The organism is Micromonospora ureilytica, assembly GCF_015751765.1.
Classification (GTDB): Bacteria; Actinomycetota; Actinomycetes; order Mycobacteriales; family Micromonosporaceae; genus Micromonospora; species Micromonospora ureilytica.
Genome location: NZ_JADOTX010000001.1, coordinates 5,863,699 through 5,884,708 on the forward strand (window position 1 = coordinate 5,863,699; position 21,010 = coordinate 5,884,708).

At 71.2% G+C, this 21,010-nt stretch carries 19 protein-coding genes; 9 read left to right on the plus strand and 10 right to left on the minus strand.

Going from position 1 to position 21,010, the window contains the following annotated elements; genetic code table 11:
- On the plus strand, nt 1-993 hold the full coding sequence (gene tilS, locus IW248_RS26795; RefSeq protein WP_196929160.1) for a tRNA lysidine(34) synthetase TilS: 993 nt from the start codon (nt 1-3) through the stop codon (nt 991-993).
- A 9-nt stretch (nt 994-1,002) separates the two neighbouring features.
- Here the strand turns inward: tilS and IW248_RS26800 are convergent, their stop codons facing one another.
- Entirely contained in the window at nt 1,003-1,965 is a 963-nt protein-coding gene (locus tag IW248_RS26800) for a GlxA family transcriptional regulator (RefSeq protein WP_196929161.1), read from the minus strand.
- Between the two features lie 138 nt (nt 1,966-2,103).
- Here IW248_RS26800 and IW248_RS26805 point away from each other — a divergent pair, with 138 nt between their 5' ends.
- The 4 genes from IW248_RS26805 to folE all read left to right on the plus strand — a co-directional run bounded on the left by IW248_RS26805 (nt 2,104) and on the right by folE (nt 6,177).
- Complete coding sequence (locus tag IW248_RS26805; RefSeq protein WP_196930472.1) at nt 2,104-2,253, plus strand: hypothetical protein; 150 nt, start codon at nt 2,104-2,106, stop codon at nt 2,251-2,253.
- 100 nt (nt 2,254-2,353) lie between these two features.
- Nucleotides 2,354-2,929 carry a hypoxanthine phosphoribosyltransferase gene (gene hpt / locus IW248_RS26810; RefSeq protein WP_196929162.1) on the plus strand — a complete coding sequence of 192 codons (576 nt, stop codon included), beginning with the start codon at nt 2,354-2,356 and terminating at the stop codon, nt 2,927-2,929.
- A 528-nt stretch (nt 2,930-3,457) separates the two neighbouring features.
- Nucleotides 3,458-5,476 (plus strand): ATP-dependent zinc metalloprotease FtsH, encoded by a 2,019-nt coding sequence (ftsH, locus tag IW248_RS26815; RefSeq protein WP_124820165.1) that lies wholly within the window; start codon nt 3,458-3,460, stop codon nt 5,474-5,476.
- A 35-nt stretch (nt 5,477-5,511) separates the two neighbouring features.
- A complete protein-coding gene (gene folE / locus IW248_RS26820) occupies nt 5,512-6,177 on the plus strand; it encodes a GTP cyclohydrolase I FolE (RefSeq protein WP_196930378.1) in 666 nt (221 codons plus the stop codon).
- A gap of 104 nt (nt 6,178-6,281) precedes the next feature.
- Here the strand turns inward: folE and IW248_RS26825 are convergent, their stop codons facing one another.
- Both IW248_RS26825 and IW248_RS26830 read right to left on the minus strand, forming a co-directional pair.
- Nucleotides 6,282-6,926: a hypothetical protein gene (locus IW248_RS26825; protein WP_307788400.1), complete on the minus strand. Its 645-nt coding sequence runs from the start codon at nt 6,924-6,926 to the stop codon at nt 6,282-6,284.
- A 103-nt stretch (nt 6,927-7,029) separates the two neighbouring features.
- Nucleotides 7,030-9,591: an FtsK/SpoIIIE domain-containing protein gene (locus IW248_RS26830; protein WP_196929163.1), complete on the minus strand. Its 2,562-nt coding sequence runs from the start codon at nt 9,589-9,591 to the stop codon at nt 7,030-7,032.
- A gap of 195 nt (nt 9,592-9,786) precedes the next feature.
- Between IW248_RS26830 and IW248_RS26835 the strand changes: the two genes are divergently transcribed.
- Complete coding sequence (locus IW248_RS26835) at nt 9,787-10,344, plus strand: hypothetical protein (RefSeq protein ID WP_196930380.1); 558 nt, start codon at nt 9,787-9,789, stop codon at nt 10,342-10,344.
- Between the two features lie 2 nt (nt 10,345-10,346).
- Here the strand turns inward: IW248_RS26835 and IW248_RS26840 are convergent, their stop codons facing one another.
- The 7 genes from IW248_RS26840 to IW248_RS26870 form a co-directional block, all read right to left on the minus strand.
- Nucleotides 10,347-10,946 (minus strand): hypothetical protein, encoded by a 600-nt coding sequence (locus IW248_RS26840; protein ID WP_196929164.1) that lies wholly within the window; start codon nt 10,944-10,946, stop codon nt 10,347-10,349.
- Nucleotides 10,947-10,959: 13 nt separating this feature from the next.
- Nucleotides 10,960-12,138 (minus strand): M23 family metallopeptidase, encoded by a 1,179-nt coding sequence (locus IW248_RS26845; protein ID WP_196929165.1) that lies wholly within the window; start codon nt 12,136-12,138, stop codon nt 10,960-10,962.
- Nucleotides 12,135-12,692, minus strand: coding sequence for a hypothetical protein (locus IW248_RS26850; RefSeq protein ID WP_196929166.1), 558 nt, complete (start codon nt 12,690-12,692; stop codon nt 12,135-12,137). Before IW248_RS26850 ends, IW248_RS26845 begins: the two co-directional genes overlap by 4 nt.
- Nucleotides 12,689-14,644: an MFS transporter gene (locus tag IW248_RS26855; protein ID WP_196929167.1), complete on the minus strand. Its 1,956-nt coding sequence runs from the start codon at nt 14,642-14,644 to the stop codon at nt 12,689-12,691. Before IW248_RS26855 ends, IW248_RS26850 begins: the two co-directional genes overlap by 4 nt.
- A gap of 1 nt (nt 14,645) precedes the next feature.
- Nucleotides 14,646-18,089 carry an ATP-binding protein gene (locus tag IW248_RS26860; protein WP_196929168.1) on the minus strand — a complete coding sequence of 1,148 codons (3,444 nt, stop codon included), beginning with the start codon at nt 18,087-18,089 and terminating at the stop codon, nt 14,646-14,648.
- 70 nt (nt 18,090-18,159) lie between these two features.
- Nucleotides 18,160-18,522 (minus strand): hypothetical protein, encoded by a 363-nt coding sequence (locus IW248_RS26865; RefSeq protein ID WP_053654782.1) that lies wholly within the window; start codon nt 18,520-18,522, stop codon nt 18,160-18,162.
- A 13-nt stretch (nt 18,523-18,535) separates the two neighbouring features.
- Nucleotides 18,536-18,850, minus strand: a complete 315-nt coding sequence (locus tag IW248_RS26870) for a hypothetical protein (protein ID WP_074315118.1) — start codon at nt 18,848-18,850, stop codon at nt 18,536-18,538.
- Between the two features lie 356 nt (nt 18,851-19,206).
- On the opposite strand from IW248_RS26870, the gene folP reads away from it, so the two are divergent.
- The 3 genes from folP to folK are packed head-to-tail and all read left to right on the plus strand — an operon-like array spanning nt 19,207 to nt 20,992.
- On the plus strand, nt 19,207-20,103 hold the full coding sequence (folP, locus tag IW248_RS26875; protein WP_196929169.1) for a dihydropteroate synthase: 897 nt from the start codon (nt 19,207-19,209) through the stop codon (nt 20,101-20,103).
- Entirely contained in the window at nt 20,100-20,468 is a 369-nt protein-coding gene (gene folB / locus IW248_RS26880) for a dihydroneopterin aldolase (RefSeq protein ID WP_124820155.1), read from the plus strand. The genes folP and folB overlap by 4 nt, the downstream gene beginning before the upstream one ends.
- Nucleotides 20,465-20,992 (plus strand): 2-amino-4-hydroxy-6-hydroxymethyldihydropteridine diphosphokinase, encoded by a 528-nt coding sequence (folK, locus tag IW248_RS26885; protein ID WP_196929170.1) that lies wholly within the window; start codon nt 20,465-20,467, stop codon nt 20,990-20,992. Before folB ends, folK begins: the two co-directional genes overlap by 4 nt.
- The last annotated feature ends 18 nt before the right edge of the window (nt 20,993-21,010 follow it).

The window sequence follows — 21,010 nt, forward strand, 5'->3', positions numbered from 1 at the left end:
GTGGCCGCGCTCGCTCCGCCGGTGGCCGCGATCCGGGTGGCGGTACGCCGCGCCCTGACCGGCCTGCCGTCCGGCGGTCCGGTGCTGGTCGCCTGCTCCGGCGGTGCCGACTCGCTCGCCCTCGCGGCGGCCACCGTGTTCGTGGCACCCCGGCTGGGCCGCGCCACGGTGCTCGTCAGCGTCGACCACGGCTTGCAGGACGGCTCCGCGGAGCGCGCGGAGGCGGTGGCCACCTGGGGCCGGGAGGTTGGTTTCGCATCGGCCACGGTGGTCCGGGTGGAGGTGGCCGGGCGTCCCGGTGGGCCGGAGGCAGCCGCCCGCGAGGCCCGCTACCAGGCGTTGGCCGAGGTGGCCCGACAGCAGAACGCGGTCGCGGTGCTCACCGGGCACACCCGCGACGACCAGGCGGAGACGGTGCTGCTCGCGCTCGCCCGGGGCGCCGGCCCACGAGGGCTGGCCGGGATGCCCGCCCGACGCGATCTGGGCGGGGTGCCGCTGCTGCGCCCCCTGCTGGAGATCAGCCGGGAGCAGACGCGTGCCGCCTGCGCGGTGCTCGGGCTCAGCCCGTGGCAGGACCCGCACAACACCGACCCGTCGTACGCCCGGTCGAGGGTGCGCGCCGACCTGCTGCCGGCGCTGGTGCGGGCGCTCGGACCCGGCGTGGTCGACAACCTCGCGCGTACCGCCCGGTTGGTGGCCGCCGACAACACCGCGCTCGACGAGTTGGCCGGGACGGCGCTGGCGGCGGCCCGGTGTCCCGACGGAGGGCTGTCCGTACCGGTGCTGCTCGGCCTTCTCCCGGCGGTCCGCGGCCGGGTGCTGCACTCCTGGGCGCGTGAGCTGGGCGCCCTGCCGGGTGCGTTGTCCCACCGTCACGTCGCCGCCCTGGACGCGTTGGTCACGGGCTGGCACGGCCAGGGTCCGACCGACCTGCCCGGGGGTGTCCGGGTGCTCCGCCGGGCCGACCGATTGGCCCCCGTCATCCCCGGCTGAGCCCTCTGGTCAGCCGCTGTGCGCCCGGTCCCGGAAGGTCGTCCGGTAGCTGTGTGGGGTGGCGCCGACCCGGCGGCTGAAGTGATGGCGCAGCGCGGCCGCGTCGCCGAAGCCGGACTGGTCGGCGACCGCCTCCACGCTCAACGGGGTCTCCTCCAGCAGCCGCCGGGCGAGCAGCACCCGCTGGTTGGTGAGCCAGTCGTGCGGGGTGGTGCCGGTCTCGGCGCGGAACCGGCGGGCGAACGTGCGGGGCGCCATGCCGGCGCGGGCAGCCACCTCCTCCACCGTGATCGTCCGGTCCAGGTGACCCATCAGCCACTCCAGCACCGGTTCGAGGGTGGGTGCCTCGGGTGCCTTCGGGATGGGCGCCTCGACGTACTGGGACTGACCGCCGTCGCGGTGCGGCGGGACCACCATCCGCCGGGCCAGCCGGGTCGCGGTGGCCGAGCCGTGCTCCTGGCGGATCAGGTGCAGGCACGCGTCGATGCCCGCCGCCGTGCCGGCGCTGGTGAGTAGCCGGCCGTCCTGGACGTAGAGCGAGTTGCAACGCACCCGGGCGCGCGGGTGCCGACGTTGCAGCTCGTCCACGTACCGCCAGTGGGTCGTGCACTCGCGGTCGTCGAGCAGCCCGGCCTCGCCGAGTAGGAAGGCGCCGGAGCAGACGCTGAACAGGTGCGCTCCGCGGGCGTCGGCCCGGCGTAGCGCGTCGAGCACCGGGCCGGGGACGGTGGTGCCCTGGCCGTGCGCGGGGATTGCCACCAGGTCGGCCTCGTCGACCGGGCCGAGGTCCGCGTGTGGGGTGAGGTGGAAGCCGGACGAGGTACGCACCGGAGCGCCGTCCGGGCTGCACACCTGGAAGCGGTAGGCGGGAAAACCGTCGGCCGTCCGGTCGGTGCCGAACACCTCGGCGAGTACGCCGAGCTCGAAGGGGGCGACCTGGTCGAGGGCGAGGACGGCAACGGACCGCAGCATGTGACGAGGGTAACCCGACAGGTGGCAGTAAATCGATGACCAATGGCATTCCTGCCACTGTCCGGTCGCTTCGTGAGGTCGCAGACTGGTCTCAGTCCGGTGCGCACCGGCGGCGAAACCGACAGCAATCATGCGAAAGTGAGCGCCGCCATGGAGTTCCTCGTCTTCCTCCTGTTCCTCGTCCTGCTCGTCGCCGCCTCGGCGGCCGGCCTCACCGTCGACAGTCACGATTCGGCCGACTGGAAGCCCACCGACGATGGCCGCCGCTGGCGGTCACGCACCAACTGACGTGATTAGCCTTGTTTGCGCAGAAAATCCTTGGCGGGACCGCGCCAAAAGGTGCGGCCCCGCCGACGGAGGCCATCCGACGTACGGCAGGCTAGGAGTCATGGCTGACGGCTCCTGGTACGACGCCGACATCGACCACGTGATCATTTCTGAGGCGCAGATCCGCGAGAAGACGGCGGAGCTGGCCAAGCAGGTCTCCGCCGACTACGCCCACGTGAACGACGGGCTGCTGCTGGTGTGCGTACTCAAGGGCGCGGTGATGTTCATGGCGGACTTCGCCCGGTCGCTGGGCCGCAACGGCCCCCCGGCGGAGCTCGACTTCATGGCCATCTCGTCCTACGGACAGGGCACCACCTCCTCCGGGGTGGTCCGCATCCTCAAGGACCTGGACCGGGACATCGCCGGTCGGCACGTGATCGTCGTCGAGGACATCGTCGACTCCGGGCTCACGCTCTCCTGGCTGCTGCGCTACCTCGAGTCGCGCTCGGCGGCGAGCGTCGAGGTGGTCGCCCTGTTCCGCAAGCCGGACGCGGTGAAGGTGCCGGTCCCGGTGAAGTACGTCGGCTTCGACATCCCCACCGAGTTCGTGGTCGGGTACGGCCTCGACTTCGCTGAGCGCTATCGGGAGCTGCCCTACGTCGGGGTGCTCAAGCCCGAGGTCTACGCCCGCTCCTGACGACCGACCCGACCCGTTGGGCGGCCCGCCGGCCGGCATGAGCCCAACTCGCATCGGTACTCATCAAGCCGACGTTCAGCGCGCTCTCAGCTGATGCGGTTACCGTGTAGCACGGTGGCCCGGAGGTTACTCCGCGCTCGACCCCCTCGATCGCGTGACCGGGCGCTCGGGTGGCCGAGCCGGACTCCCCGCCACGCCGGCTTCCACCCGGACTCGCCGTACGTTGGCTGCGGGGCTGGTGGGCCTGCCCACGGTGCGTGTCGTCGATGTCGAAGGCGCGCCGAGTGCGGGGGCTCGCAGGCTCACTGCTGGCGTACGCGGTCTTTTGATGGTGCACGACTGCGGGGCTCGCAAGCTCACTCCTCGCGTGCACGGTGTACCGTCGAATGACCGCGGCGCGGCAGTTTTCGCGCCTCGGGGTCGAGGCCGGCCCGCACGGCGGCTCCGGCCGCCGCTCAGCGCGGCGACACCATCAGACGGTCAGGACGTCGATCAGGAGGATGCGGGCGCTCCGCGCTCGACAACAGTATGGAACGTACGCGTTTCTTCCGCCGACCGGTGGTCTGGATCATCCTGGTCATCCTCGGCGCCGTTGTGCTCAGTCAGCTGTTCACCGCTGGTCCCAGCTACCACCGCGTGGACACTTCCGTTGCGCTCGATCAGCTGCACACCGCCAAGATCAACAAGGTGGTCTTCCAGGACAAGGAGCAGACGCTCCAGCTGGACCTGGCCCAGAAGACCAAGTTCGGTAAGACCGAGACCAACAAGATCGAGGCCCAGTTCCCGTACCAGGCTGGCGACCAGATCTGGAACGAGGTGCTGGACGCCAAGGCGAACAACCGGGTCACCGGCCCGGCCGACGCCAAGGTCTCCTCGGACAGCATCTGGGTGAGCCTGCTGGTCAACCTGCTGCCGATCGCGCTGCTCGTCCTCCTGCTGCTGTTCTTCATGTCGCAGATGCAGGGCGGCGGCTCCCGGGTGCTCAACTTCGGCAAGTCCAAGGCCAAGATGATCACCAAGGACACTCCGAAGACGACCTTCGCGGACGTCGCGGGTGCCGAGGAGGCCGTCGAAGAGCTGTACGAGATCAAGGACTTCCTGCAGAACCCGGCCAAGTACCAGGCCCTGGGCGCCAAGATCCCGAAGGGTGTGCTGCTGTTCGGCCCGCCCGGCACCGGCAAGACGCTGCTGGCCCGCGCGGTCGCCGGCGAGGCCGGGGTGCCCTTCTACTCCATCTCCGGCTCCGACTTCGTGGAGATGTTCGTCGGCGTCGGCGCCAGCCGGGTCCGTGACCTGTTCGAGCAGGCCAAGACGAACGCCCCGGCGATCGTCTTCGTCGACGAGATCGACGCCGTCGGCCGGCACCGTGGCGCCGGCATGGGCGGCGGCCACGACGAGCGGGAGCAGACGCTCAACCAGCTGCTCGTCGAGATGGACGGCTTCGACACCAAGGGTGGGGTCATCCTCATCGCGGCCACCAACCGGCCGGACATCCTCGACCCGGCGCTGCTGCGCCCGGGCCGGTTCGACCGGCAGATCCCGGTGGACGCCCCCGACATGGAAGGCCGCAAGGCCATCCTGCGGGTGCACGCCAAGGGCAAGCCGTTCACGCCCGACGTCGACCTCGACGCGGTGGCCCGTCGCACGCCGGGCTTCAGCGGCGCCGACCTCGCCAACGTGATCAACGAGTCGGCCCTGCTCACCGCTCGCAAGGAGCAGCGGGCGATCTCCAACGACTCGCTCGAAGAGTCGATCGACCGGGTGGTCGCCGGTCCGCAGCGGCGGACCCGGGTGATGAGCGACAACGAAAAGAAGATCACCGCGTACCACGAGGGTGGCCACGCGTTGGTCGCCTGGGCACTGCCGCACGCCGCGCCGGTGCACAAGGTGACGATCCTGTCCCGTGGCCGCTCGCTGGGCCACACCCTGGTGCTCCCGACCGAGGACAAGTACACCCAGACCCGCGCCGAAATGATCGACACCCTGGCGTACGCACTGGGCGGTCGGGCCGCCGAGGAGCTGGTCTTCCACGAGCCGACCACCGGCGCCGGCAACGACATCGAGAAGGCCACCCAACTGGCCCGCGCGATGATCACCCAGTACGGCATGAGCTCCAAGCTCGGCGCGATCAAGTACGGCACCAGCGGGGACGAGCCGTTCCTCGGCCGCAACATGGGCCACGAACGGGACTACTCGGACTCGGTGGCCGCCGAGATCGACGGCGAGATGCGGGCACTTGTCGAGCTGGCGCACGACGAGGCCTGGGAGATCCTGGTGGAATACCGGGACGTCCTGGACAACATCGTGCTCGAGCTGATGGAGAAGGAAACCCTCTCCACTGCCGACATGGCGCGGATCTGCTCCCGGGTGGTCAAGCGCCCGCCGCTGGCGCCGTACAACGGCTTCGGCAAGCGTCAGCCGTCCACCGAGCCGCCCGTGCTCACCCCTGCGGAGAAGGACAAGCTCAAGGCACAGGCCCAGGCTGACGGCGCGCAGGCGTCGGTCGGCGGGGTGGCACCGTCCAACAACTCGGACGGCACGCACTGAGCAACGACCCGACGGCCAGCTCCCCCCACCGGGAGCTGGCCGTCTCCGCGACCGAACCCGACGGCGACGACGAGCTGGACTACGTTGCCGCACGGCTGATCAGCGGCAGGCTGACCGGCCGCCCCGTCGAAGACGCGGTCGACCTCGGCCGGATCGAGAAGGCCGTCCGCGAGATCCTCATCGCGGTCGGCGAGGACCCGGACCGCGACGGACTCCAGCAGACCCCGGCCCGGGTCGCCCGCGCGTACGCCGAACTCTTCGCCGGCCTCCGGGTCGACCCGGCTCAGGTGCTCAGCACCACCTTCGAGGCCAACCACGAAGAGTTGGTCATCGTGCGGGACATCGACGTGATGAGCCTCTGCGAGCACCACCTGCTGCCCTTCCGGGGCAGCGCGCACATCGGCTACATCCCCGGCCCCGACGGGCGGATCACCGGCCTGTCCAAGCTGGCCCGACTCGTCGAGGTCTTCGCCCGTCGGCCCCAGGTGCAGGAGCGACTCACCTCGCAGGTCGCCGACCTGCTGATGAGCAAACTCGCACCACGCGGCGTCGTCGTCGTGCTCGAATGCGAGCACATGTGCATGGCGATGCGCGGCATCCAGAAATCCGGTGCCAAGACCATCACATCGGCCGTGCGCGGAATCCTGCAGTCGGACTCCAAGTCGCGGGCCGAGGCGATGGCGCTGATCATCCCCCGCTGACACAGCGACGCACCACGGCCGGCCGACGCCCTTCCGGGACGGCCGGCCGTTGCGTTCCCGCACCGCCCGCGTTGTTCAGGCCGGACGGTTCCGGCCAAAGCGGGTCAGCCGGCGAGCAGGGCCAGCAGCAGGCCCGCCGTGGCCAGCACCGCCGGCACCAGGCACACCAACGCGCCGAAACGCACCGTGCGGTCCAGCCGTTCGGTGGGGCTGACCCGGAACAACCGTCCAATGGCGATCCAGCCGGCGACGAACGCGACCGCCGGCATCGGCAACCCGCAGATCAACGCCGCCACAGTGGCCGGCCCCGCCCCCGTCGCCGCCAGAACCGCGACCTGGATCAGTGGCACCAGCAACGCGAACGGCCCGTACACCAGGAGATTGCGCACTCGCGCCGGCCAGGACCCCGGCCGGATCCGGCGGCGCGCCGCCAGCGCCGCGTCCGCCGCCTCGGCCCAACCTCGCGCGGTCCGCAACGCCGCCAGCACGGCCGCCGGGCCACCCACCATCGAACGGGCCGCCTCGGTCAGCTCCGGCGGCGACGGCACCAGGGAGATCGGCGGTACGCCCAACTCGCGCAGCCGATCCTGCTGACTCGCCAGCCCGGTACGGACCACCGTCAACTCCTCCCGGGCGGCCTCCGCCGAGCGGGCCTGCTCACCTGCTGCGGCAGCCGCGCTGCGGCGTACCCCGTCCAGCTGGCGGGCGGCCGCAAGATACCCCGCCCAGGCCGTGCTGGGCTCGAGCACCGGCGGCTTGGCGTCCCCGGTCGCCGCGGCGGCCCGCTGCCGCCCCGGCCCGGTCACCGTCGCGTTCGGATTCACCTCGACACCCTCCACGCGCGCCACCCGATCAGCCGGCCACGTCGGCGAACGGCACCAGGACGGTGCCCCGCTCGTCCGGACCGTCCCAGAGCACCGCCCGGTCGGGGCGCGCCTGCCACTCGACCGGCCGACCGAAGACCGCTGTGAGCTGCGCAACCGGCACGTCCATCACGACCACCGCGGCCAGCTTGTCGACCTCGCCCGCCGGCTCGAACAACGAGGCGAACGGCGGCACCGCACGCCACCAGCCCAGCAGATGTCTCCCCGCCGGAGGCCCGTCCCGCAGAAGCGACCGCAGCCGTTCCACCGGCAGCTCCCGAGGACCCGGCCGGTCCAGCCCGAAGACCACCAGGTACGCGGGCAGTTCGTCGGCCGCGTCCGCGAACAACGTCGGCAGATCCACCAACTCGGCCGAATGCCGGGCCGCCAACTCGGCCGTCAACGCCTCCGCGAGCGCCCGGGAGCCCGGGTCCGGTGCCGCCACCAGGAAGCGGGCGCTGCCCGGTGCGTGGTGAGCCGACGTGCTCCGCGCCGCCGTCGCCAACAACCCGCCCGCCGCGGTGCCCGAGCCCAGCACCGCGAGGTTGCGCCCCGCCGCCGGACCCAACGGCACGGCCACCGTCGAACGGGCCACGTCCACCGCACGGCCCAGCAGAGCCGCCGGCCCGTGCGCCTGTCCCGCCAGGGCTGCCCGGTGACGCGGATCGTTGCCCAGCAGTGGCCGGGCGTAACCCGCGAAGACCACCGGCGGCACCGACCCGGCCGGACGCGCCGCCCACAGCTCGTGCCGCAACTTCTCCACGACCTCCGGATGATCCTGCGGATCCGGATGACGGATCAACCGTTCGTGACCCCGGGTCGCACCCCGAGGGCCACCGAGCCCGCCGGCCGTGTTCACCACCGCGCTGCCCACCGGCAGACCCGCCGCCGAGTCGTTCGTCGGCTCCAGCACCGGACTGCCGCCCGGCAGCGCCACCCGCACCGGAAACTGCCCGAGCACCGAATCCCGATGACCAGCATCCGCGCGCGTACTCAGCCCCAACTCGCCCGCGCCCGCCAAGACCAGGTGCACGCCGTACGCACGACCGGCCCGGGCCAGCCCGTCCAACTGGGCGGCGACCTCGCCGGCCAGCCGGTCCCGCTCGGCGAAGAGCAGCGGCACATTGTCCACCACACAGACGATCCGCGGCAGCGGCTGATGCTGACGCAGCTCCGCGAAACGTTGCCCCCCGGCCCGGGCACCCGCATCCGAGCGGCGCTGAACCTCGGCCGTCAACTCCTCCAGCAGATCCCGCACGTACTCCCGGTCGGCGGCCATCGCCGCCGCGCGCACCTGCGGAACCCACGACCGGTCCCGCTCCGTCTGCAAAAACTCCACGAAGGACTCGCCGTCGCCGAGATCCGCCAAGTAGAACGCCAGGTCATCCGGGCCGTACCGGGCGGCCAGGCCGAGCAACGCGGTGGTCAGGAACGCCGCACGACCCGCCGCGGACCGGCCACTCACCAGCCAGTGCGGGGTCAACTCGGTGAAACCCAGCGGCACCGCCCGGCCCCCGGCATCGCCGACGGTCGTGGTCAACCCATCGGCCGAGTCCGACTCCCACAGCCGCTCACCCGTCGGCGGCAACAGAGCACCCAACGCCAACCGGGAACCCGCCTCCACCTGCTCGGCGAGCCGCCGACAGACCGCGTCGACCAACTCGGCCGGCGGGTCCGACTCGACGAAGACCGGCGAGTTCAGACCGCCCGGCGGATCGGCCCCCGGCCCGGCGAACGACGCCCCAGGCGGGTCGCCGAGCAGCGCGTACGCATTACGCAGCGCCAGCGAAGTGGTGTGCGGCAGCGGTGCCCGGGCCGAGTACGGGCCGGCGGGAGGCCAACCCGCCACCACCAGGTGCAGCCCAGCGGCCGGCCCCTGCTCGGCCAACGCCTCGATGCGCGCCAGATCGGTCGGGCCGGTCGACTCCGGCAACGCGGCCACCACCAGCAACAACGTCCGATCGTGCCGGCGTCGCCCACTCGCACCCGGCGTGACCCACTGCTCCGCCTCGGTCAACACCGCGCGCAGACCCGCCACATCCACCGCCGGCGGCGGCAGCAGGCCAGCATCCGCGAGCGCCCCGAACGGCGCCAACACCGCCCCGGTGGCATCCACCGCGCGAATCAACAGGGCACCCGCCGGTGCCGCACCCAACAACCGCAGGAGTACGGCCCGGAGCAACCCCGCCACCCGCGGCTCCCGCGCGTCCGCGTCCACACTGAGGTGACCGGTGCCGACAAGCGGCACCAACGCGGGGAAACGAGCGTCATCCAACGGCGCCGCAGTACCGACCCGAACGAACGGCGGCGGACCATCACCCGCCGGCGAGTTCACAGTGAGCGAATCCAGTGCCGCGCCCGCCCAACCCGGAGCCAACACAGCCGCAGCCGTCCGGAGACGATCGGCCACCTCGTACTGACGGCGCTGATCGGCCGGAGCCGGCCGCGTCTCGTCCAGGATCCCGGCAGCTGCGGTCGCGACCGCCGTCGCCCGACGATGCAGGGCTGCGGCGCGGTTCGTGCGAGCCTTCGGACCGGCCACCGCGTCCACCCCCTCTACCCGAGGTTGGCAACCCCTCCCCAAGCAGAGACGGTATCCCAGCCGAGGGCGCACCTCCGGGAGGTGCCTCGGCGCTGCGCCGGTGATGTCGTGGATCTCACCGGTGGGGAGGGGCCCGTCACGATCCGCTGCATCTGAGGCATTGGCTCCGGGGCGTCCAGCCGATAACTTCAGGAGGTGGAATCAGTGCAGCCCCCCGCCGGTTCCCAGGTCTCCCGCGTACCGGCCCAGCGGACACCGTCCGAGCAGCTGCCGCCCGCCCCGGCGCCGCCGGCACCGCAGCCGCCACGCCGTCGAATGCGGACGGCGCTCACGGTCGTCGCCGGCGTGCTCGCCCTGCTCTGCCTAGGCGGAATCGCAACCGCCTACGTGTGGTACGACCGCGCCTCAACCCCCGACCGCAGCGCACCCGACGTAGTCGTGGACAACTATCTGCGCGCATTCCTCGTGGATCGCAACGACACAAGAGCGGACCTCTTCACCTGCGAGAGCGGGCCGCAGTTGGAGGCGTTGGATGCTCTGCGGGCCGATCTGCTCGCACGAGAACAGCGTTTCGGAGCCACGATAACTGTTAGTTGGGGGCCCTTGGCGGTGCAGAAGCAGGGTGATGTAGCTGCCGTTGAGGTCACGCTGATCATCTCGGCCCGAATCGACGGGATGAACCAGAGCGATCGGCAGCCCTGGCAATTCGAGACCCGGCTAGCCGACGGCTGGCAGGTGTGTGGCGGCGCGCGCGCTAGCTAACGTCACTCAATCCACAACAAATGGACCGGCACTTCCAACGTGGTGGGTGACTGGCCGCGCCAGGCCCACCGATACCACTCCACCTCGGGTGTGACTCGCACGCAGATGTCCCCTTCGGCGCCCGAGTAGGTCTCGGTTACCGCTCGAAGGTCACGGTGCTCCAGGCCGCCCTCGACGTGCACCACCCGCCGACCGGTGACCGCGTCGGCTTCGAAGACCGGTGTGGGGGTCCGGTGTGCCGGGCCGTCCAGCGAGACCAATCGGATACCCGTATCCCGTGTGCCGTCCACCCCCGGTCGACTGCCGACGGTCTCCACCCAGACCCGCTCCACCGGCACCAGTGGCGCGAAGACCTCGACCTGGTCGGCTTCGGCCCGGTACCACTCGTGCTCGGGGATCACCGGCACGTAGGTTCGGGCGCTCTGCACCACCCGGTCGTCCGCACGCAGGTCGCCGCGCCACCCCAACCCCGGCAGGCCGACCAGCACCCGTCGCCCGCGTAGCTCGACCCGTTCGGTCGCGGGGACGATGGCCAGCGGTCTAGGTGGCTGCGGTGCCCAGTCGGGCTGGTCGGCGAACGGGTCGGGCAATGGTCCGGTCATACCCGCGATGGCCTCACTCAGCGGCGCGCAGCGGGGCGCCCCGCTCGCGCATGAACGGGACCGGGTTCACCGCGCCGGACGCGTTGCGGTTGTTACGCAGGTGCACCTCGAAATGCAGATGCGGACCCGAGGAGTTGCCACTGCTGCCGACCTTGCCGATCACCTGACCGGCCGTCACGACCTGATCCTTCTTGACGAAGGGTTGGACCACCATGTGGCAGTACCGGGTGATGTAGCCACCGGCGTGCAACAGGTCGACGAACCAGCCGCAGCCCCCCTTGCCGGGGAATCCGTCCACGTTGCAGTCTTGGCGGCCGCGGCGGTCCTCGTCGCAGGTCGAAACCAACACTCGACCGGTCGCTGCCGCGCGGATCTCGGTGCCCTTGGCCGCGCCGATGTCGACTCCGTTGTGGCTGGGCCGACTGGCGGTGCGAAAACCGGAGCCGACTCCGCCAGGGATCGGCGCGGTCCAGCCGGAGGCGGCGATCTGGCCGCGCTCGGCCGCATTGCACATCGCCTTGCCGTTGATCTCGACGGTGCGGGCCGCGCCGCCGGCCAACGCGTCCACGATCCGGCTGGCTACCTCTTCGTGTTTGGCGTACGCGTCCGGGTATGCGCTGACCTGCACCCGCTGCGCGACCACGGTCAGTGGTCGGCGTTGCCAGCCGTCCACCTTGACGAGCTTCTCGTAGAACTTGCGGGCCGCGTAAGCGGGGGTCAACCGCTGGGCGACCGTGCCCCACCCCGGCCGCTGCTGGAACAGGCCGAGCGAGTCGTGGTCCGCGCCAACGCCCTCGTGCGGCAGGGCCAGGGACTCGGGCACCCCGCTGTTCGCCAGGTTGCGCAGGGCGGACTCCTGCATCGCGGTGCCGAGGGCGATCACCCAACCTCGCGAGGGCACGCCCATGTCCTGGCCGACCTTGATGATGATCGCGGCATTGCGGACCTGGGTGTCGCCGTACTCGGCGAACCGCGGCAGCTTGCCCGCGACGTTCACCGCTCGGACCGGTCCGCACTCCATACCTGCCAGGGTGTCCCCGTTCTCGGCGTCGTCGCCGCCGAGCCCGGTGAGGAAGAACGCCGCGGTGCCGCCGGTGCAGCAGAGCAGGAGCAGCATCCCGGTGAGCACCGCGGCGACCACACCGAGCCGGAGAGGCCCGCGGCGGATTCCGGCGCTACCAATGTCGTTCATGGCCGCTCCCAGTCCAGAACGTCGACCAGCCAACCATCGTCGGAGGTGACCAGCTCCAGCCGGAGCCGGCCGGCATCAAGGGGGAGCAGCAACTCGACGAACGTCTCGGTCCGCTCTCGCATGGTGGGCGGACCGGCGACCTTCTCGGCGGGCACGCTCTCGGGCTCGGCGCCGATCAACTTCTCCCGCAGCGTTGGCGTGGAGAGCGGCCGTAGGCCAGCCTGCCACTCCTCGGTGGTCATCCCGGGGCGGCCCAGCCAGGCCTTGGTGAAGCGGTCGGCGGTCTGCTCGGGCGTGCGGGCGCCGGGCGACGTCACGGGTGACGGCGGAGCCGCACTGTTGAGCAGACCGTCGTCGCCGGCCGTCGGGTCCACGGTGATGATCGGCCCGTCGGGACGGTTGCTCAACCCCTCGGCTGAATCGACCGGGTTGGAGATCAGCCGGGCCGCCCCGAGCACGCCGATGACCACCACCCCGATCAGCAGCGCAACGCCCAGCCGGGACCGCAGCGCCCGAGTGAAGAGGAACTCCAACGCCCGTCGCATGACCGTCACCTCGCCTCTGAGCGCACCCGTGGTCCGGTGCGATCCGGTGCCCGCTCGGTGGAGCCCGGACGGTAGACCACGAACGACGGGTTCTCAGCCGGTACATCCGGCTCGGTCCAGGTGGCTGGCTGTCGGCGTCGCGGCTGCGGAGCGACCGGGCGGCCGCGCCCCCCGCCCTTTTCCGTCGGCGCTTCGTCGGGCCGCTCTCGACCGTCCGGGCGCGCCGCGTCTGCTCGTCGGCCCTCGGCCGCAGCGGTCGGCACCGGGGTCGGGTCCTCTCGCCGCGCCTCCGGTCGAAGCCGGGTCTGCGCCGCTTCGGGTGATCGTCGACGTCCGCCCACCGGTTCGGCGGTGCCACCTGGCTCCGCCACGTCCAGCCGTGCGGCGGTCCGCATGTCGCGGAAGAACCGGCGGTGCCAGGACCCGGCCGAACTGACCGCTTCGCTGCTGTCCTTGCCGCCGAGTTGGGTGATCCGCCGGTACGGCCGCAGCAGCAGCCATCCGACCACCCCGCAGAGCCACACCAGCACCACCTGAAGCCAACCGGGAAGGGCGGGGGTACTCATGATCAGATCGACGGCGAACAGGTAGATGGCGGCCCCGGTGCCGAAGATGGCGATGTTGAACACTGCGGCGACCACGGCGTTCGCCAGTCGCCGGAGGCCCGCGCTGGCAGGCCGGAGCAGACCGATGGTGCCGAGGATGGGCGCCGCGATCACCGCCCACCGGAAGATCAGGAAGCCCAGCAGTACCAGCACCGACGCGGTCAGGTCAAACATCGCGAAGAGCACGGCCGCGAGCACGGCGATGAAGCCAGAGCCGATTCGGTCCATATCGCGGGTGCCCGTCAGGAACTCGTACGCCTCCGGGTCCTCGGCCTTGATCTGCTCCGCGACCGTCATCCACTGCTGCTGCTTGGCCTGGATCGTCGCTGGCCGGGTTGCCGGGTTGGCGCGCAGCTTTTCGGCTTCCTCCCAGGAAAACGCCTTAGCGTCGTACAGGGCAGGGCCATACTTGCGGGCGGTCTCGCTATCCGCCGAGCCGAGCACTCCGCGCAGCCAGTTGCGGTAGAGCATCGCCTCGGTGGCAGTGTCGCTGGCCCGAACAGCGGGCGGTCTTTTATCCACACAAGCGTCTGGGTTGGGAACGGCGCAACGATCCGCCGGTGTATCCCGAGCTGCGGGACCCACCGCATCGTGCACCACGCCGAGCGAGGTGATCAGGGTGCCGTCGGCGATGTTCGCCGACTTGACCGGCCAGGCCGCCAGTGCGGTGACCGCCACCATCACCAGTAGCGCCCACCCAGCCGTCGTCATCGCATTGCTCATGTCCGACTGGCGTGAGCGCCAGAGCAGATAGAGACCCACCACGCAGAGTGTGACGATCCCGAAGACGCTGAATACCTTTTGATAGACGGCTTTGGTGGCCTTCTCCACCAGTGGGTCGGCCCAATCCCACATGGAGCGAGGATCCCAGGCCCGCTCGCGCAGGGCGTTCGAGGCGCCCACGACCGCCGTGGCGATCATGAGCTCCCCGTTGGCGACGGTCGTGGTGAACTTGTAGTCCGGATGGAGAATGGTGGAGGCACAGCCACCCTCCACGTCATACGTGTTGAAGCTGTAACCGCCGTAGCCGTAGTCGCTGTAGATGCCCTTTGGCCCGGCCAGCTTCGACGAGTCCGGGCGAGAGGCGAACCAGCCGGCGAGGCCAGAATCCGGTGCGGACGGCACGGGCGGCTTCCGGCAGTCGATTTCGGCCTGACTGACCTGCTTCAGCTTCGCTACGCAGGCGCGGAAGTCAGCTTGCCATTCCGCGGTCGTGCAGAGGTCAGCGCGGGCCTGGGCGGCGGGCGGTGCGGCGGCTGCGGCCTCCGCGCCGATCAGCGGCCAGGTGAGGGAGGCCCCGGCCAGTACGCCAAGGGCGAGCAGGAACGACACAGTCCTTGCCCAGGCCCTAGCCATGTCACGCCTCCAGATCCGGCAGGGGGATGCTCGGTAGGACTCCGGCCGCTGCGGCGATAGCGGCGGGCGTCGTGTCGAGGTGGTCCAGCAGCCCTTCGACGTACGAGACGTCGACTCGGACCTTCTGCACCCGGCCGTCGACGTCGCGCATCACGAACTCGCGGAAGCCGAGCCGGCTGGACGAGCTGGTGTCGGCGGCGGAGAGTGAGGCGAGCGTGCCCTCGTACCCGTCGTTTACCGGCACCCGCAGCAGTCGCAGAGCTTCGGAGGCGATCTCGGCGTCTTCGGCGATGCGGCCGACGAAGACTGTGGAGACGAGGTTCTGGACGTCGAGGCCGAGGATGTCTTTGGGGTTCTGCGAGGCGACCAGCGCGGCGAGGTTCCACTTGCGGGAGTCGCGGGCGAGTCGGACGAGGAAGGAGCGCCCGGACCGCCAGCCCTCCATGAAGTGCGCCTCGTCGAGGCCGACGAGCTTGCGGGATGACATCGAGCCGCCGTAGCAGCGCCGCACGGCGAGCCGGTGCGCGGTGTGCAGCATCGGCAGGGCCAGGGCCTCTTCGGCTGACCAGTACTCCCGTTCGATCTTGAGGTCGGGCAACCGTAGCCCGGCCATGGTGATCACGGTGAGTGCCGCGTCGGCACCGAGCAGCCCCTCCGGCGGTCGGCCGAAGAAAAGCATGGCCAGTGGCATCTCGGCGGTGTCCAGCAGGAGGTTGGCCAGTTCCTTGCCGGCGTCGTCGTCGAGCCGCCCGAGGCAGCTCACCACGTCGTCCAGGGTGGAGGTTTCCTCGGCGGGGACCTGGCGGACGGCGTGCCGGAAGAGGGTGGCGGTCGACGCCTCCCTGGCGACCTGCGGTGGGACGAGCATCATGCAGATGTCCTGGACGAGCATCCGCCGCTCGGCCCGGGCGTTGGAGACGGCGATCTCGAACTCCCGGTCACCGGCGGCGCCGCTGCCGAACTCGGAGCGCAGCGGCGTCGGGATGAGCGAGTAGGGCGCCAGGGTGCCGTGTTCCGAGCCGGTCAGGTTCAACACCCGGGAGTACGGCCGCAGTTCGGGCATCGCGCAGAGGCGGGCCAGCGGGCCGGACGGGTCGAGCAGGGTCACCTGGACACCTCGGCGGGCGGCCAGGTAGCCCAGGGCGCCGAGCAGTGTCGACTTGCCGCCGCCGGGTTCTGCGACGAAGACCGCGAGCCCGGAGCGTTCCCGGACCTCCATGGGGAAGTGCAGGTCGAGGAAGACCGGGCGGCGGCAGGTGCCGGCGGTGCGGCCGATGAGGTCGCCTCGCCGGTCGCCCACGTTCGACGCGGCCTGGGGGAGCGCGGCGGCGAGCAGTGGCACCGGCATGCGTCGGACGTAGCCGGTGTTGGCGATCGGCTCGCCGGGGATGAACTCGCGGGCCAGCCAGTCCTGGTTCTTCGGGTGCTGCAGCGAGATGCGTAGCTCCCGGGAGTAGAGCTGGATGAGCCGGCGGGCCCGCTCCAGGCATTCCTCCCTGGTCCGGCCGCCGACGGCGATCCGGTGCCAGCCGTGGGCACGGGCCGAGTCGACAGGCAGACCGGTGGTCATCTCGTCGCCGATCACCAGGGCGCGCTTGGCCAGTCGTTCCAGCTCTGGGGGCGCGTCGATGCCGTGCTCGGCGTAGTCGAGCTGTTGCGAGCGGATCATCCGCAGCCGGTGTTCGAGATTGCGGAAGGAGTCGCCGGAGCCGAGGATGTCGACGCGGGTGGAGATTTCCATCGGCCAGGGCAGCCGCTCGTGGAAGTGCAGCCAGGGCTCGTGCCGTTCGGGGATCTCCAGCGGCTCCATCCGACCGACGGCGAGCACGGCGACGTGCCGCTCCTCGCCGGTCATCCGGTTGACCAGCTTGACCGTCGAGCCGTACGGGGTGCGGTAGCGCTCGACCTGCTCGGTCATGGCGAGCAGGTCGCCGCGCTCCCAGCGCCCGTCGGTGACGGGGGAGAGGGTGCTCGGCGGCGACATGCACAGCGCCACCGAGCGGTAGAGCAGCCACTCCAGCTCCTGGGCGGTGACCCGCCGGCCGCGCATGCCGAAAGCGCCGAGCACCTCGTCGAACTGCTCCACGGTGCGGCCCAGCTTGCGGCGCTCCCCATCGGCGGTGCCCCGGCCGAAGGTGCGCAGCAGCCGCTCGGTGAGCGAGTCGCCGAGGGAACGGCGGGCGAAGGTGACACCCAGGTAGGTCTGCCCCTCGGCGTGGTTGACCGACATCAGGTGCCGTTGGGCGGCGACCAGGTGATCGGCCCAGCCGGTGGTGCCGGGTACGTCGGGAAGTGGTGCCGAGGTGTGCGTGTCGATCGTGCGCGCCCACTCGTCGGCGGGGAACGGCCGGGTGGTGCGGCGCAGGTGCAGTCGGAAGCCGGCCAGGCCGGCGTACTGCTCGGAGATCGCCGACAGCAGCGCCTCGCGCTCGGCGTCCGGCCGGAACGCCCAGCGGACCTCGGGCAGCCAGTACCAGGCCGTGACGGTGTTCGGCGTGAAGGTCAGGTGGCCGGCGATCTCGGTGATGGCCAACTCGACCGACGGATCCCGATCGCCGAATTTGATCTTCGGAGCGCGAACCCGGGTCGGCTTGATCGGTCGGTCCGGTCGGCTCGGCGTGCGCTGTCGGGGCGCGGCGACCTCTTTCCCGGTGGACGCGGTGCCGGTGTTCCTGGGCCGCTCCGGGTCGGTGGTCCGCCGCGCCGTGCGCTCCAGCGCTGGCCGATCGGTGGCTGCGATGCTGGCCGGCTGCTCGACCGGTGGCGTGGGCCGGCCCACCGGAGCCGTCGGGGTGGCCGTGGGTCGGCTGCCCGGCAGGGCTCCGGCCGTCCGGCCGGCGGGGCCGGTGAACGCCGTCGGCGAGCCACTGCCGGTGGTCGCCGCCGCCGGGCCACGGCCGGTGGACGGGTCGGGCTCCTCCGGCAGACGCAGCATCGGCCGTCGATCGCCGGCCTGATGCGGCACCCGGGACTCGCTGGCCGGGTGGCCACCGCCGTGCCGTGGCTCGACCGGCCGGCCACCGCTGCCGGGCTGGTCGGCGGGTGTCCACGGTGGCTCCAGCTCGGGAACCGCGCGGGCTGGTGCGGGGCTGGGGGTGGGTGGCGGCTGGTGCGGGATCGCCGGCTGTTCCCGGGTGCTCGGGCCGGCCGTGACGGCTCGTGCCGTGCCGGGTCGTCCCCCGCCGCCGAAGAGGTCCAGGAAGGGGGAGTCGATGTCGGCGTTCTCACCGGCCGACACGGCGGTGGGCTCGGCCGGTGGCGTCCGGCGGGAGACCGGCCGGGGCGCCTGGAACACGCCGACGGCACCGTGACCGGGCGACGTCACAAGCGCGGGGTCGAGGGCAACCTCGTCCTCGTCCTCGACGTAGTCGAATGAGTGCGCACGGTGACCGGCTGGCGCACCCGGGCGGCCGGCCGGGGAGCCCGGCGTGGAGGAGCGGCTCATGCGATCGCCTCGGTGACCGTCGGCAGACCCTTGCCCGCGTCCTGCGACGGACCGTTCGACGTACGTCCGGTCATGCCAGCTCCTCCCGAATCCTGATCCGGCTGCCGACCAGACGCGGATCGCGCTGCTCGACCGCCGGCTCCCGAGTGCGTCGCCAGTCGGTCAGCGCGGTGCGGATGACCACCCGCGCCGGCCGATCGGGGTCGACGTGCCGGAAGATGAACGACGTGGTCACGATGGCGAGCGCGATCTCCCAGGCTGGGAAGAGCTCGACCGTCAACGTGAACAGCCAGTGGATGAACATGTAGAGGGGGACCAGCAGCATGAAGAGCCCGTACTGGGCGTAGGGCAGGTGGACCGGAAGGGTGTAACCGGGCGGCCCGAGGTAGACCAGGCGGGCCCGGTAGATGTCGTCGTCGGTGCGCAGCCGCATCTGGTGAACGCGCCTATTCGAAGATCAGGTCGATCAGATAATCGCCGACGAAGAAGAGTGTTGCCGCGCCGGCGATGAAGGCGAGCCCGACGATGGCGATCGCGGAGCTGGTCAGCACCTTGGAGATCTCGCCCCGGCTGGCACGGCCGATGAAGATGACGCCCAGGACGGCGAGCAGGATCGGCGCGATCTTGCTGGCGAAGAAGGTGACGACACTGTTGGTGTCGATCCCCTTCGGTGCCGGCTCCGCGAGTGGAGTCGACGCCAGGGTGGAGAGCGCGTGGGCGACGCCGGACGACGCCGTCTCCATGAGCTCGAAGGCGATCACTGGAACCTCCCCATAGCGCGGCCGGCGGTGCCGCGGCGGTGCAATAGGCAAGCCTGGCGGGAAAAGTGCTCCACAGGGCATGGCGTTCTTGACCCTGTGTTCGTTACTCACCACGGAGGGTGGCGAGGTTTGGGCGGTTTTCCCCCGCTTCGGCCCTCCCTCCAAGCTTCGCCATCTCGATGCTGGCCAATTCCAAAGCGTACGGGCCGCCCCGGATTGCGACAAGCCGCGAAGGGACTGCCCGATGCTGCCCGAATGACCGATCGTACACCTGTTCTAATTGGCACGTCAGGGGCAGTGGTGTGGGGGCGACCCGGGTCGCTGGGCGCCGCTGCCGCGACCGGTACCGTCTAGTCGTGACCGATCTGGTGCGGGCCTCGGGCCCGGTGGTGATGGGCGTCCTCAACGTCACACCGGACTCCTTCTCCGACGGCGGACGGTACGCCGACCTGGACGCCGCCGTCGGACATGGCGTCCGTCTCCGCGACGCGGGTGCGCACCTGGTCGACATCGGCGGCGAGTCGACCCGTCCGGGCGCTGAGCGGATCGACGCTGCGACCGAGGCCGAGCGGGTGTTGCCGGTCATCCGCGAGCTGACCGCCGCCGGCGTGAGGGTCAGCGTCGACACCAGCCGCGCACGGGTCGCGGAGGCGGCTCTGGCCGCCGGCGCGGCGGTGGTCAACGACGTCTCCGGTGGCCTGGCCGACCCGGACATGGCCCGTGTGGTCCGCGACGCGCACTGCCCGTGGGTGCTGATGCACTGGCGTGGGCACTCCCGTGGGATGCGCGAGCTGGCCACCTACACCGACGTGGTGGCCGACGTCCGGGCCGAGTTGGCCGAACGGATCGACGCGGCGCTGGCCGCCGGGGTGTCCGCCGACCGCCTCATCGTCGACCCCGGGCTCGGCTTCGCCAAGACGGCCGCCCACAACTGGGAACTCAGCGCCCGCCTGCCGGAGCTCCTGGATCTGGGCTACCCGCTGCTCTTCGGGGCCAGCCGTAAGTCGTACCTCGGTGGGTTGCTCGCCGCGTCGGACGGCACGCCGCGACCGACCGCCCAGCGGGAGGCGGCCACCGTGGCCACCAGCGTGCTGGCGGTCGCGGCGGGCGCCTGGGGCGTACGCGTGCACGACGTGCAGGCCACCGCCGACGCGCTCGCCGTCTGGGTCGCCACCGGAAGCCCGCGCCTGGCCGTGCCGCCGCACGACCGGAAGCGAGCGCAACACGACCACGAGCATGGGGTACGGCGATGACGACGGATCGGATCCACCTGACCGGCCTGCGGGCGCGCGGCCGGCACGGGGTGTACGACTTCGAACGCGTACAGGGGCAGGACTTCGTGGTCGACGCCGTCCTGGAGCTGGACCTCGGCCCGGCTGCCGCCACCGACGACGTCACCGCCACCGTGCACTACGGCGAGTTGGCCGAACGCCTGGTCGCGGTGGTGACGGGCGAGCCGGTGAACCTGATCGAGACCCTCGCGGACCGGCTCCTCGCGGTCTGCCTCGCCGACGAACGGGTCGACGCCGCGACGATCACCGTGCACAAGCCGGAGGCCCCGGTGCCGCACACCTTCACCGACGTGGCCGTCACCATGACCCGGGCGCGTGCCAGGTGACCCGGGCGATCCTCTCGCTCGGCAGCAACCTGGGTGACCGCCTGGAGCACCTGCGCACGGCCGTCGCCACCCTCGGCGACGCGGTGCTCGTGCTCTCCGGGGTGTACGAGACTCCACCGTGGGGCGACACCGAGCAGCCCGCGTACCTCAACGCGGTGGTGCTCGCCCAGGACGAGAGCGCGACCCCGCGCGACTGGCTCGAGCGGGCCCGCGACGCGGAGCGCGCGGCCGGCCGGGTCCGTGACCCGCAGCGGCGGTTCGGGCCGCGCACCCTCGACGTGGACGTGATCGCGGTCTGGGGCGACGACGACGAGCCGGTGCTCAGCGACGACGAGGAGCTGACCCTGCCGCACCCCCGGGCGCACCTGCGCGCCTTCGTGCTGCGTCCGTGGATCGACATCCAGCCGTACGGTCGGCTGCCCGGCCACGGCTGGCTGACCGACCTGCTGACCACCGGTCCCGCGGCGGACGAGGCGTTGGAACTGCGTCCCCGGCCGGAGTTGGCGTTAGAGTCGACGGCATGACCGAGCGGAACCGGCCGG

Excerpts from the sequence above, each read along its gene's own strand:
- IW248_RS26840 (WP_196929164.1), bottom strand. The coding sequence starts at position 10,946 with ATGACCGGACCATTGCCCGACCCGTTCGCCGACCAGCCCGACTGGGCA.
- IW248_RS26860 (WP_196929168.1), bottom strand. The coding sequence starts at position 18,089 with ATGAGCCGCTCCTCCACGCCGGGCTCCCCGGCCGGCCGCCCGGGTGCG.
- IW248_RS26865 (WP_053654782.1), bottom strand. The coding sequence starts at position 18,522 with ATGCGGCTGCGCACCGACGACGACATCTACCGGGCCCGCCTGGTCTAC.
- IW248_RS26845 (WP_196929165.1), bottom strand. The coding sequence starts at position 12,138 with ATGAACGACATTGGTAGCGCCGGAATCCGCCGCGGGCCTCTCCGGCTC.
- hpt (WP_196929162.1), top strand. The coding sequence starts at position 2,354 with ATGGCTGACGGCTCCTGGTACGACGCCGACATCGACCACGTGATCATT.
- IW248_RS26855 (WP_196929167.1), bottom strand. The coding sequence starts at position 14,644 with ATGGCTAGGGCCTGGGCAAGGACTGTGTCGTTCCTGCTCGCCCTTGGC.
- ftsH (WP_124820165.1), top strand. The coding sequence starts at position 3,458 with ATGGAACGTACGCGTTTCTTCCGCCGACCGGTGGTCTGGATCATCCTG.
- folB (WP_124820155.1), top strand. The coding sequence starts at position 20,100 with ATGACGACGGATCGGATCCACCTGACCGGCCTGCGGGCGCGCGGCCGG.
- IW248_RS26800 (WP_196929161.1), bottom strand. The coding sequence starts at position 1,965 with ATGCTGCGGTCCGTTGCCGTCCTCGCCCTCGACCAGGTCGCCCCCTTC.